Here is an 11,575-nt window from a genome sequence, read left to right as displayed (position 1 = left end):
GTTGGCGGGGCTGCCCGTGCCATAGACCGGGTCGCCCAGCAGGGGCGCGCCCTTCGAGGCCATATGCACCCGGATCTGGTGGGTGCGTCCGGTATGGAGGGTGCAGGCGATGCGCGAGGCCATGGGGGGAGTGGCCTGCCTCGACCCTTTCTGAGGGGAGGCGCCGAAGACCCGTTCAACCGCATAGTCCGTGATCGCTTCGCGGCCCCCGCTGTTGAGCACCGCCATCTTCTTCCGGTCCCCGGTCGAGCGGCCGAGATTCGAGATGATGCGCCCATGCTCGGGACGCAGCGTGCCGCGCGTCAGGGCGATGTAGGTGCGTTCGATGTCGTGGGCCGCGAACAGGGCCGACAGCCCGGCGTGGGCGGCGTCGGACTTGGCGGCGACCATCACGCCGGACGTATGCTTGTCCAGCCGGTGAACGATCCCGGGCCGCGCCACCCCGCCGATGCCGGACAGGGAGCTCGCGCAATGGTGCAGCAGGGCGTTGACCAGGGTGCCGGTCTCGCTGCCAGGCGCCGGATGCACCGCCATCCCGGCGGCCTTGTCGACGACGATCAGATGAGCGTCCTCGTAAAGCACTGTCAGGGGGATCGCTTCCGGTTGCGGAATAGCGGACACGACGGCGGGCAGGGCGACCGCGTAGAGGCCGGGCTGGGCCTTGCCCGACGCCACGGACACGGGGACGCCGTCGCGGGTCACGACGCCCTCGGCCAGCAGGGCTTGCAGCCGTGCGCGCGACAGGGTCGGGAAGATGTCGGTCAGGGCCTTGTCGAGCCGGACGCCGCCCTTCTCGAGGCGCGCTTCAAGGATGGCCGCGCCGTCATCGTCGGCGAGAAGGTCTTCGGACAGCAGGGGTTCGTCGGACACGGGGCGCTCCACCGCCCCGGAAGGCCGGGCGGCCGCCGATCTAGCACGGCGGGCCGCAGGACACACAAGTCGCGGCTTGGCGAACGACGGGCGGTGAGTTTATGGTTAAGCTTGGGTTTACAAACGGGGTGGAAGTCCATGCGAGTCTGGATTCTTGCGGCGGCCGCGGGCGGCGCGGTCATGCTGCTGGGCAGCTGTGCGACCATGAGCGCCGAGCAATGCCAGGCCGGCGACTGGTCAGGTCAGGGCTACGCCGACGGCGTCGAGGGCCTGACCATGAGCCGTCTCAACGACCATGCCGAGGCCTGCGCCGAGCATGGGGTCACGCCTGACGCCGCCGCCTACGGAGCGGGCAGGGAACAGGGCCTCGCCCAGTATTGCACGCCGGACAGAGGTTTCCGGGCAGGGCGGACGGGGTCAACCTACGCCGGCGTCTGCCCCGCCTATCTGGAAGCGGATTTCATGCCCGCCTATCAGGACGGCCAGATCGTCTACCAGGTGGATCAGGCGCTGGTCAGCGCCCGCAGCCTTGTCGATTCCCACGGGAACCGGCTGGAAGAACTGGACGAGAAGATCGTCGCCAAACAGGCCGAGGCCCGTGCTGAGGGGCTGACCGACCAGCAGCGCGAGGCGATCCGCAACCGCATCCAGGAAATCCGCCGGGAGCGTGCGGACACCGAGCGCGAATGGCGGCGTGCGCAAGATGCGATCGACGACGCCGAACGCGATGTGCGGGACGTCCGCTGGCGGTTCCGCCGACAGTACGGCGACTGGTGAGTCCAGCCGCCGTCCTTCGGGTCAGGCGGCTTTGGAGGGCGCCGACCCGAAATGCGGGTTCAGTTCGCCCTTGGCGTAGCGCTGGGCCATCTGGGCGGTCGACAGCGGGCGGATCTTCGAGGCCTGGCCCTCGCAGCCGAACTGGACGAAGCGCTCCTGGCACAGCTTGCGCATCGCCTCCTTGGCGGGCTTCATCCAGGCGCGCGGATCGAACTCGCCCGGCTTCTCCGCCAGCAATTTGCGGACTGCGCCGGTCATGGCCATGCGGTTGTCGGTGTCGATGTTGATCTTGCGCACGCCGTGCTTGATGCCGCGCTGGATCTCCTCGACCGGCACGCCCCATGTCTGGGGCATCTGGCCGCCGTAGGCGTTGATGATGTCCTGCAGGTCCTGCGGCACGCTGGACGAGCCGTGCATGACCAGATGGGTGTCCGGCAGGCGGCGGTGGATTTCCTCGATCACGTTCATGGCCAGCACTTCGCCGTCCGGCTGGCGGCTGAATTTGTAGGCGCCGTGGCTGGTGCCCATGGCGATGGCAAGGGCGTCGACCTGGGTCTCGCGCACGAAGTCCACGGCCTGGTCCGGATCGGTCAGCAGGGCCGAGTGGTCCAGCTTGCCCTCGAAGCCGTGGCCGTCCTCGGCCTCGCCCATGCCGGTTTCCAGCGAACCCAGAACGCCCAGTTCGCCCTCGACCGAGACGCCGCAGCTGTGCGCCATCTGGACCACGCGGCGGGTGACGTCGACGTTGTATTCGTAGCTCGCGGGCGTCTTGGCGTCCTCTTCCAGCGAGCCGTCCATCATCACCGAGGTGAAACCATACTGGATGGCGGTGGCGCAGGTCGCCGGGCCGTTGCCGTGGTCCTGGTGCATGCAGACCGGGATGTGCGGATACAGCTCGGCCAGGGCGTCGATCAGCTTGGCCAGGACGATGTCGTTGGCGTAGCTGCGGGCCCCGCGGCTGGCCTGGATGATCACCGGCGCGTTGACGGCTTCCGCCGCCTCCATGATCGCCAGCCCCTGCTCCATGTTGTTGATATTGTAGGCCGGCAGGCCGTAGCCGTTCTCGGCCGCGTGATCGAGAAGCTGTCGCAGCGTGATGCGCGCCATGGGATGTCTCCTGAGCCCGTAAGTTTTGCCGTGGTCTACCGCCCGCAGGCGGCCAAGTCACGCATTGTTACAATCAGAATGGCGGGAGCTCAGCGGCGTTGCGTCGCGGTCACTGGGTCCGGAGCGCCTCAACTCCGGGCAGGGGCTTTCCTTCCATCCATTCAAGGAAGGCGCCGCCGGCGGTGGAGACGAAAGTCATGTCGTCGCTGACCCCGGCGTGATTCAGGGCGGAGACGGTGTCTCCGCCACCGGCCACCGCGACCAGTTTTCCGGCCCTTGTCAGGTCCGCCGCATGCGTCGCCGCTGCGACCGTCGCGGCGTCGAACGGCGGAACCTCGAACACGCCCAGCGGCCCGTTCCAGATCAGGGTCTTCGACGCGTCCATGGCGGCAGCCAGGCGGGCGACCGTCTCGGGACCGGCGTCCAGGATCTTGTCGTCCCCGGACAGGGCGTCTCCGGCGCGGACCGTGCGCGCGGCGACGCCGGGCCTGACCTCGGTCGCCACGACCATGTCGACAGGCAGCAGCAGTTCGCAGCCCTGCGTCTTCGCCTCGGCCATGATGGCGCGGGCCGTGTCGGCCATGTCCTTCTCGGCCAGCGAGCCGCCGATATCGATCCCCTGGGCGAACAGGAAGGTGTTGGCCATGCCGCCGCCGATAGCCAGCCGATCCAGCTGGCTGACGAGGTTCTTCAGCAGGTCCAGCTTGGTCGAGACCTTGGCCCCGCCGACGATGCCGATGACCGGCTTCTGCGGCTTGCCCAGCGCGGCGTCGAGGGCGTCGAGTTCGCGCCGCATCGACTCGCCCGCATAGGCCGGCAGCAGGCGGGCCAGTCCCTCGGTCGAGGCATGGGCGCGGTGGGCGGCGGAGAAGGCGTCATTGACGTAGACGTCGCCGAGTTCGGCCAGCTGGGCCGCGAAGGCCGGATCGTTGGCCTCTTCGCCCGCGTGGAAGCGGACGTTTTCCAGCAGGACCACGCCGCCCAGCGGCAGTTCCGCCAGCGCCGCGCGGGCCGCGTCGCCGACGCAGTCCTCGGCGAACTGAACCGGCGCGGCCAGAACCTCGCACAGCTCGTCGACGATGTACCTCAGGCTCATCGAGGGAACGACCTTGCCCTTCGGCCGGTCGAAATGCGCCAGCAGGGCCACCTTCGCCCCGGCCTCACGCAGCCTGTTGATCGTCGGCAGGGCGACGCGCAGCCGGGTGTCGTCGGTGACCCGCCCGTCCTCCATCGGCACGTTGAAGTCCACGCGGACGAGCGCGGTCTTGCCGGCGAGATCACGGGCGTCGTCAAGGGTGCGGAAGGTCATGTCGGCTCTGAGATGCGAGATCTGAAGAAGAGGGGGGACTTAGTCTTGGGCGCGCGGTGTCGAGGTGATGGTCACCGTAGGCAGGGCTGTGCGACGAGGTTCGAGGATTGGATCGGCGGCCGAAAGGAAGCCCTCCATGGATGTGAATTCCGTACCCCACTTCCAATCGGACGTGAGCTCCCCCCCGCAAGCGGCTTGCAGGGGAGCCAGGAGTTCCTCGATCATCACGTTATCGATATGGGTTCGCGCAATCGGCTGGCCTGACCGCTCGTACATCGTCTGCCCCGCCAGCCGGTAGCGCAGGCTTGCGCAGTCAACCTCATAGATGAACGACATCGCGTCGATCTTGGCGTCCCGGATGCGCATCTGGCTCGAGGTCTGGGAGTCCAGCATCTCGACGACGACAATGCCGGGGTCCGTTTCATGCACACCGCGCGCCACCAAGCCGAAAACGCTCAGGCCGTCTCCAATGACCAATCGGCCGTCAAATGACGGCACTGGCGCACCTGAAAGGTTGGTCAGAGTGACGCTAGGCGACGACTGTTGCGCCTTTGTAGGCTCGGCGCGGCAACCGACCAGCGCGAAACCGAGCAGGACAGCCGCCGCAATACGCATCAGATCAGCTTGCTCATCACCAGCGCCGTGTCGGACATCCGCGTCGCGAAGCCCCACTCGTTGTCATACCAGGTCAGGACGCGGGCCAGTTTGCCGTCGACGACCTGGGTCTGGGGCAGGGCGGCGGTGGACGAGGCGGCGATGTGGTTCAGGTCGGTCGAGACCAGCGCCTCGTCGGTCACCGCCAGCACGCCCTTCATCGGGCCGTTGGCCGCGGCCTGGATGGCGGCGTTGATCTCTTCCACGGTGACCTCGCGGCCGGCGACGACCTTCAGGTCGACGACCGACACGTTCGGGGTGGGGACGCGGATCGACGAGCCGTCCAGCTTGCCCTTCAGCTCCGGCAGGACCAGGCCCAGGGCCTTGGCGGCGCCGGTCGAGGTCGGGATCATCGACAGGGCGGCGGCGCGGCCCCGGTACAGATCCTTGTGCATCGTATCCAGGGTCGGCTGGTCGCCGGTGTAGGCGTGGATGGTCGTCATATAGCCGCGCTCGATGCCGAACAGGTCGTTCAGCACCTTGGCGACGGGCGCCAGGGCGTTGGTCGTGCACGAGCCGTTCGAGACGATGATGTCGTCGGCGGTCAGGGTCTCATGGTTGACCTTGTAGACGATGGTCTTGTCGGCGCCGTCGCAGGGCGCCGAGACCAGCACGCGTTTCGCGCCGGCGGTCAGGTGGGCCGAGGCCTTTTCCTTCGTCGTGAACAGGCCGGTGCATTCAAAGGCGATGTCGACGTTCAGCTCCTTGTGCGGAAGCTTGGACGGATCGCGCTCGGCCGTGACCTTGATCTTGCCCAGACCCACGTCGATCCAGTCGTCGCCGAACTCGACCGTGCCGGGGAAGCGGCCATGGACCGAGTCGTATTTCAACAGGTGGGCGTTGGTGGCCACCGGGCCCAGATCGTTGATCGCCACCACCTCGATATCGCGACGGCCATGCTCGACGATCGAGCGCAGGACGAGGCGGCCGATGCGGCCGAAACCATTGATGGCGACGCGGACGGTCATGGGGCGGTCTCCGGAGAAGGGCTGGTTGTCGGCGCTTCAATGGAACCGGCGGGCGCGAGGATCAACCCCGCGCCCGTAACAAGGCGTGATCAACTGTAACGCTGCGTCAATCCGTCCGGCGCGCGCGCGGTCCCGGGCCGCCGACGTTCAGCGAGTCCATGGTCGCCACCCGCCCCGTCCCGTCCCGCGAGAACTGCACGCGGCGGCCCGGATCGCCGACGACGGTGAACAGATCGCCGTCCAGCCGGGCCAGAAGCACCGGAGGGCGGCGGCCGCGCGCGACCTGCAGCCTGTCACCGACGACCGACACCGTCTGCTCGCCATAGAGGCCGGCATAGGGCGCCAGATCGCCCGCCGCCGTCGTCGAGTTGAGCGCCTGCAGCGTCCAGACGGCGTCGGTGCGGCCGCTGTCGCCCGCCACAATGGCCTCGAGCGCCAGCGTGTGGGCGCGCGCCAGGGCCTGATCCCACGGCACGGCGACGTCCGGCAGCACGCCCGTCCCCTCCCAGTTGCCGCCGGTGTTCGGGTTCTTCGGCGAGCCCTGCGAGATGAAGACCGCGAAGCCGCCGCCGACCGGGACCATGCCGCCGGGATTGGCCGCTCCGCCCGAGGCCTCGCCGACGATGGTGGCGCGGCGCGCGCCCTGCAGGGTGTAGGGGAAGGCTTCGCCCGCCGAGCCGGTGCGGCCGCTGATCAGAATATAGACCGGAACCTCCAGCCGGGGGTTCGGATAGAAGATCGCCGGGGCCTCGCTCTCGGTGCCCTCGCGGCTGTGGAAGATGTTGTAGATCGGCGCGTTGGCCGGGGTGAAGGCGCTGGTCAGATAGCCGACCATCGAGGGCGCGCCGCCGCCGTTGTCTCGCAGATCGAAGATCACCGCGTCGGCGTCGGCGACGAAGTTCAGGGCCGCATCGGCCGCGCGCCGGGCCGGATCGGCCGGGTTTTCAAAGTCGATGTTCGAGAACTGGCGCAGGTCGATATAGCCGACGTTGCCGGCCAGGATCTCGACCTTGCGGAAGCCGTAGTGGCCGCGCGCCTCCATCGGATTGGCCGGTCGTGCGACGCGCCGCACGGGTTCGCCGGTCGCCGTGGCGGCCGCGGGCGGGCCCGCGGCTCGAACGGCGGGCCCTTGCCCCGTCGGCGCGTTCGGGTCCCAGGCGACGCTGAAATGCGCATCCAGCGGCCGCAACCGCCGGCTCAGCGCGGCGGCCAGGTCGCGCGGATCGGTCAGGCTGTCGAAGGTTCCGGCGGCGCTCTCCGCCTCCAGCCCGTCGGCGATACGGTCGCCGGCGGCCGGGTCGAAATACAGGTCGCGAATGCGGCCGGCGACGGCCTCGACCGTCTCGCGGGGCGCGGGCGCCGAGGCCGGCGTCTGGGCGAAGGCCGGGACGGCCGCCATCAGGGCGGCGGCGAAAAGCAGGGCGCGCATCAGGGCGTCTCCATCGCACGAGGGACAAGGGGCAGGCTCAGCCGCGCGGTCAGACCGCCGCCGGGCCGGTTGGTCAGGGTCACGTCGCCGCCGAACGCCCGCGCCGCCTGCCGGGCGACGGTCAGGCCCAGTCCGGCTCCACCGGTTTCGCGGCTCCGCGAGCGTTCGGCCCGGTGGAAGGGCTCGAACACCGTCTCGAGCTCGGCCTCGGCCAGGCCGGGGCCGTCGTCTTCGATGACGATGACCGCGCGTTCGTTTTCGGCCAGCGCCCGGACCCGGGCCGCATCGCCGAATTTCACCGCATTGGCGATGAGATTGGCGAGGGCGCGGCGCAGGGCGGCGGGATCGGCCTCGACGGGGAGGGCATCCCCGTTGGCGAACGTCACGGCCGCGCCGGTTTCCGAGAAGCCGGCGGCGCAATCCTCGGCCAGACCCGCCAGATCGAACCGCTCGCGCCGCTCGGGGGTTGTCTCGCCGCGCACATAGGCCATGGCCTGGGCGATCAGGGCGTCCATCTCCTCGATGTCGGCCGCCATGCGATCCCGCACCGCTTCGGGCGCCTGTTCGGCCCGGAAGCGCAGCCGGGTCAGGGGCGTGCGCAGATCATGGGCGATGGCGGCGACGGTCTGGGTGCGGCGGCGCATATGGTCGCGCAGGGAGGCCTGCATGTCGTTGAAGGCCTGGATGGCGGTGCGCACCTCGCTGGGGCCGGACGGCGTCAGCGGCTCGGCGTCCGGGTCCGCGCCCAGCCGTTCAGCGGCGTCGGCGAAGACGCGGATCGGCCGGGTCAGGCGCCGCGCCATGAACCACACCAGCGGCGCCAGCAGCAGCAGGGAAATGGCCAGGGCCAGCAACACCCTCTGCTGCCAGGGCGACAGCAGGCCGCGCGGCGGCTCGACCGTGGCCCAGCGTCCATCGGGCTGAAGGACGGAGGCGGCGAAGGGAGCGAACGTCAGCCGGTCGGCCAGAACCGTGAACTGGCGGGTCTCCCGATCGACGATGAAGGCTCCGCCCGAGCCGCGCGGCATGACGTGACGCATGTTCAGACGGGCCCGGATTTCTTCTCCCTGTCGCATCACGGTGACCTCCTCCGGGGCGGGCGGAGGCGGGGGCGCCGGCGGCGGGGGCGCGGCGCGCGGAGATGGCGGCGAGGGGGCGGACGGGCGGGGCGCGCGACCCTGGCTCTCCACGAAGACGAAATTGAGATGGTCGCGCACGGCGACGTCTGAAGGGCCGGCGCGCCGCTTCCTCGGCCGGTCGTGTTCCACGCGGACGCGCACGGTCTCCGGCTCGACTCCCAGGCGCTGGGCGAGGCCCGCGGTGATCGCCATGGCCATGGGGTCGATCCGGTCGTCCTCGCCAAGGGAAGTCGGACGGTCCGTCAGCCGTCGCCGCAGCGTGCGTCCGTCCGACGTTTCCGCCGGTTCGCCCCTCAGGGCGTTGGCGGCCGCCTCGATGCTGAACCCGGCGGGCCTGGGCTCGGGCGCCAGCACCACAACCCCGAAGGCGACCGCCTGGGACATGATCACGGCCAGCACGGCCAGCGCCGCAACCTGAACCAGAACAGGAAAGGACGACGGACGCCTCACGCGGCCCCTCGCGCGCCGGCGTGACGTTCGACCCTGACGTCGAACATATATCCCTCGCCGCGCAGGGTCTGGATCATCTCCAGCCCCGATCCGTCGTCCAGCTTCTTCCGCAGCCGGCTGATCTGCACGTCCATGGCCCTGTCGAACACGTCGGCGTCCGCCCCCCGCGCGCGCTCCAGCAGCTGATCGCGGGTCAGAACGCGACCCGGCCGTTCGGCGAAGGCGCGCAGCAGGGCGAACTCTCCGGCCGACAGGGAGACCGCGCGACCGTCCGGCCGCGTCAGTTCCCGGCGCAACAGGTCCAGGCGCCAGCCCGCGAAGGTCAGCGCCGGCCCGTCGGAAGCTGCGTCGTCGCGCGGTCGTCGCAACACGGCCCGCACCCGGGCCAGCAGTTCACGGGGATTGCAGGGCTTGGCCAGATAGTCGTCCGCCCCGAGCTCCAGCCCGATGATCCGGTCCGTATCCTCGCCCATGGCCGACAGCATCACGATCGGCGGCCCGCCCTTGCCCGACAGGCGGCGGCAGACCGACAACCCGTCCTCGCCCGGCATCATCAGGTCCAGCACGATCAGGTCCGGCGTCCGGCGCGCGACGGCGCGGTCCATCTCGGCGGCCGAGGCGGCGCCGGTCGCTTCATAGCCGTGCTGGTTCAGGTAGTCGCACAGCACCTCGCGGATGCCGGGATCGTCATCGACGACGAGAATGCGGGGAACGGCCTCGACTTGCATGACGCTCATTGTGGCGAACCGGACGCTCGCCGTCATTTCAGCGTTGAAACATTTCCCGGACAACCTGAAACACAGGCGAAAGAGCGGCGTGGTCGAACAGCGTCGCTCCACAACGGGAACCAACGCCCATGCTGACCCTGATCGCCCTGTCCGCCGTCCTGATGCAGGATCCTCCGGCCCCGCCGGCGCCTCCGGCCCCTCCCGAGGTGCACACCCGCTTCATGATGCTGGGCGACGGCCCCGGCGCGCTGGACAAGGACGGCGACGGTCAGGTCTCGCGCGAAGAGTTCTCCGCGCCGATGAACGACCATTTCGCCCGGATGGACAAGGACGGCGATGGCCGCCTTTCGACTGAGGAAATGTCGGCGGGCCATGGTCCGGGCGCCCACATGTTCATGCGCGGGCCCGGCGGCGAAGGCGGCCCGGGCGTACGTCACTTCGAGCTCAGCCGTTCCGGCGCTCCCGCCGAACATATGGAAACCGAGGTTCGCACCATGGTCTTCACGGGCCGCGGCGAAGGCGGCGCGACCGGCGAGCATGAGATCCTGATCCGCGGGCCCGACGGCGAGGGCGGGCCCCGCATCATTCACCTGCCGCGCGGCGCGGGCGGCCCGGGCGAACACAATGTCACGGTCCGCCTGCTCGGCGGTCCGGACGGCGAGCACAGGATGGACGCCGACAACGACGGCCGCATAAGCGAGGCCGAGTTCACCGGACCCCTGCGCGAAGCCTTCACCCGCATGGACGCCGATCATTCGGGCTTCATCGAAGAGGGCGAACGGGGGAAGGGCCATGACGTACAGGTCTTCACCCACCGGATCGAGACGCAACAGGACGGTGAAGACTGATCCGTCCAGCGACTTCGTGATTTGAAAGTCATCGGAAGCGCCCTCTAATGGCGTCATGATCTTCCGTCGCCTGTTTGAACGACTGGCCGTGTCAGCCGCGATGAGCCTTGCGCTCGTCGCGGCTCCGTCATTTGCGGGCGATCCCGTCGCCGCGTCGGCCGCTGCGGCCCCGCAGGCGGTCGCTCCGGCCGCACCGGACAGAAACCGCGCCCGGATGAACCAGCGGGTCTTCGACCACGTCTGGAACGAGGTTCGCCGCGAATACTACGACCCGCAGCTGCACGGCGTGGACTGGAACGAGGCCCGGCGAACCTGGCGGCCCGCAGCCCTGGCCGCCCCGGACGACCGGAGCCTGTACCGTTCGCTGCGCGAGATGCTGAACCTGCTCGACGACGACCACGCCGGCGCCGCGCCGCCTGCTGTCGCGCGCCGCCAGGACCAGCTGCGGCAGCGCCGCGCCGCCGTCGGCCTGTCCTTGCGCCCCGACCAGGACGACGAGGACATCTATGTGGTGGAACAGGTCCGCGAGGGCTCGCCGGCGGCGGAGGCGGGGGTCGGCGTCGGCTGGCGGCTGGTCGCCGACGGGACCTCGGGCTGGACGCCCGATCAGGACGTGGTCGAGGGTCAGCCGCTTGTTCTCGCCATGATCGACGCCGAGGGCGCGCCGCGTCCGACGGTTCTGAACCCCCGCATCATGGAGCCGCGCCCCGCCTTCGTCGCCGACCGCACCCGCCCCAATGTGCTGGTCCTGCGCGTCGAGGGGTTCGAACAGGGCCTGGGCCGCTGGATGGGCGAACAGCTGGCGGACGTGACGCCGGACACCGACGTGGTGCTGGACCTGCGGGGGAATCCCGGCGGCAGGCTCATGGAGGCCGATGCGGTGCTGAGCTGCTTCCTGCCCGCCAACCGGGCCTGGGCGACGCGCACCTCGCGCAACGGGCGGCGGATAGAGCTGAAGACGGCCGGCGGATGCGGCTCCCTGACCGCGCCTGTCGCCAACGATGTGGCCGTGCTGGTCGATGACCAAAGCCGCAGCGCCGCCGAACTGACCCCTGCGGCCCTGCAGGAGGCCCGCCGCGCCGTCGTGGTGGGCGCGCCCACCGCCGGGGCCGTGCTCATCTCGCAGGAGACGCGCCTGCCCGACGGAGGCCGGTTGACGCTCAGCCGCGCCGATTTCGTCACCTCGGGCGGCGTGCGGCTGGAGAAGCGCGGCGTGATCCCCGATGTGACGGTTGCAGATCGCCGCGCCGGGCGGGACGCCGTGCTCGAGGCGGCGCTGGCGGCCCTCGCCGCGCC

The 11,575-nt window shown here is 69.7% G+C and carries 11 protein-coding genes; 3 read left to right on the top strand and 8 right to left on the bottom strand.

Going from position 1 to position 11,575, the window contains the following annotated elements; genetic code table 11:
• A partial coding sequence (locus V6M42_RS11670; RefSeq protein ID WP_442880955.1) for an RluA family pseudouridine synthase occupies window positions 1-870 on the bottom strand: 870 nt, incomplete at its 3' end.
• 138 nt (window positions 871-1,008) lie between these two features.
• On the opposite strand from V6M42_RS11670, the gene V6M42_RS11665 reads away from it, so the two are divergent.
• Window positions 1,009-1,647: a DUF2799 domain-containing protein gene (locus V6M42_RS11665; protein ID WP_332659322.1), complete on the top strand. Its 639-nt coding sequence runs from the start codon at window positions 1,009-1,011 to the stop codon at window positions 1,645-1,647.
• A 21-nt stretch (window positions 1,648-1,668) separates the two neighbouring features.
• On the opposite strand, the gene fba is transcribed toward V6M42_RS11665, so the two are convergent.
• The 7 genes from fba to V6M42_RS11630 all read right to left on the bottom strand — a co-directional run bounded on the left by fba (window position 1,669) and on the right by V6M42_RS11630 (window position 9,440).
• Complete coding sequence (gene fba / locus V6M42_RS11660; protein WP_332659321.1) at window positions 1,669-2,754, bottom strand: class II fructose-bisphosphate aldolase; 1,086 nt, start codon at window positions 2,752-2,754, stop codon at window positions 1,669-1,671.
• A 109-nt stretch (window positions 2,755-2,863) separates the two neighbouring features.
• A complete protein-coding gene (locus V6M42_RS11655) occupies window positions 2,864-4,063 on the bottom strand; it encodes a phosphoglycerate kinase (protein WP_332678588.1) in 1,200 nt (399 codons plus the stop codon).
• Window positions 4,064-4,102: 39 nt separating this feature from the next.
• Window positions 4,103-4,678 (bottom strand): hypothetical protein, encoded by a 576-nt coding sequence (locus V6M42_RS11650; RefSeq protein WP_332678586.1) that lies wholly within the window; start codon window positions 4,676-4,678, stop codon window positions 4,103-4,105.
• On the bottom strand, window positions 4,678-5,685 hold the full coding sequence (gap, locus tag V6M42_RS11645) for a type I glyceraldehyde-3-phosphate dehydrogenase (RefSeq protein ID WP_332678585.1): 1,008 nt from the start codon (window positions 5,683-5,685) through the stop codon (window positions 4,678-4,680). The genes V6M42_RS11650 and gap overlap by 1 nt, the downstream gene beginning before the upstream one ends.
• 106 nt (window positions 5,686-5,791) lie before the next feature.
• The gene (locus tag V6M42_RS11640; RefSeq protein WP_332659318.1) at window positions 5,792-7,114 is read right to left on the bottom strand and encodes a S41 family peptidase; all 1,323 of its coding nucleotides are present in this window, start codon (window positions 7,112-7,114) and stop codon (window positions 5,792-5,794) included.
• Complete coding sequence (locus V6M42_RS11635; RefSeq protein WP_332678584.1) at window positions 7,114-8,703, bottom strand: ATP-binding protein; 1,590 nt, start codon at window positions 8,701-8,703, stop codon at window positions 7,114-7,116. Before V6M42_RS11635 ends, V6M42_RS11640 begins: the two co-directional genes overlap by 1 nt.
• Window positions 8,700-9,440, bottom strand: coding sequence for a response regulator (locus V6M42_RS11630; RefSeq protein ID WP_332659316.1), 741 nt, complete (start codon window positions 9,438-9,440; stop codon window positions 8,700-8,702). Before V6M42_RS11630 ends, V6M42_RS11635 begins: the two co-directional genes overlap by 4 nt.
• A gap of 119 nt (window positions 9,441-9,559) precedes the next feature.
• On the opposite strand from V6M42_RS11630, the gene V6M42_RS11625 reads away from it, so the two are divergent.
• Window positions 9,560-10,279 (top strand): EF-hand domain-containing protein, encoded by a 720-nt coding sequence (locus V6M42_RS11625; protein ID WP_332678583.1) that lies wholly within the window; start codon window positions 9,560-9,562, stop codon window positions 10,277-10,279.
• A 55-nt stretch (window positions 10,280-10,334) separates the two neighbouring features.
• Window positions 10,335-11,575 (top strand): S41 family peptidase (locus tag V6M42_RS11620; protein ID WP_332678582.1); only part of this gene is annotated, 1,241 nt, incomplete at its 3' end.

It is taken from the genome of Brevundimonas sp., assembly GCF_036677305.1.
GTDB lineage: Bacteria > Pseudomonadota > Alphaproteobacteria > Caulobacterales > Caulobacteraceae > Brevundimonas.
This window is presented reverse-complemented; position numbering and strand designations above follow the sequence as displayed.

What these genes read in the sequence shown, in the direction of transcription:
- V6M42_RS11625 (WP_332678583.1), top strand. Translation starts at nt 9,560, where the DNA reads ATGCTGACCCTGATCGCCCTGTCCGCCGTCCTGATGCAGGATCCTCCG.
- V6M42_RS11640 (WP_332659318.1), bottom strand. Translation starts at nt 7,114, where the DNA reads ATGCGCGCCCTGCTTTTCGCCGCCGCCCTGATGGCGGCCGTCCCGGCC.
- V6M42_RS11650 (WP_332678586.1), bottom strand. Translation starts at nt 4,678, where the DNA reads ATGCGTATTGCGGCGGCTGTCCTGCTCGGTTTCGCGCTGGTCGGTTGC.
- V6M42_RS11630 (WP_332659316.1), bottom strand. Translation starts at nt 9,440, where the DNA reads ATGAGCGTCATGCAAGTCGAGGCCGTTCCCCGCATTCTCGTCGTCGAT.
- V6M42_RS11655 (WP_332678588.1), bottom strand. Translation starts at nt 4,063, where the DNA reads ATGACCTTCCGCACCCTTGACGACGCCCGTGATCTCGCCGGCAAGACC.
- gap (WP_332678585.1), bottom strand. Translation starts at nt 5,685, where the DNA reads ATGACCGTCCGCGTCGCCATCAATGGTTTCGGCCGCATCGGCCGCCTC.
- fba (WP_332659321.1), bottom strand. Translation starts at nt 2,754, where the DNA reads ATGGCGCGCATCACGCTGCGACAGCTTCTCGATCACGCGGCCGAGAAC.
- V6M42_RS11665 (WP_332659322.1), top strand. Translation starts at nt 1,009, where the DNA reads ATGCGAGTCTGGATTCTTGCGGCGGCCGCGGGCGGCGCGGTCATGCTG.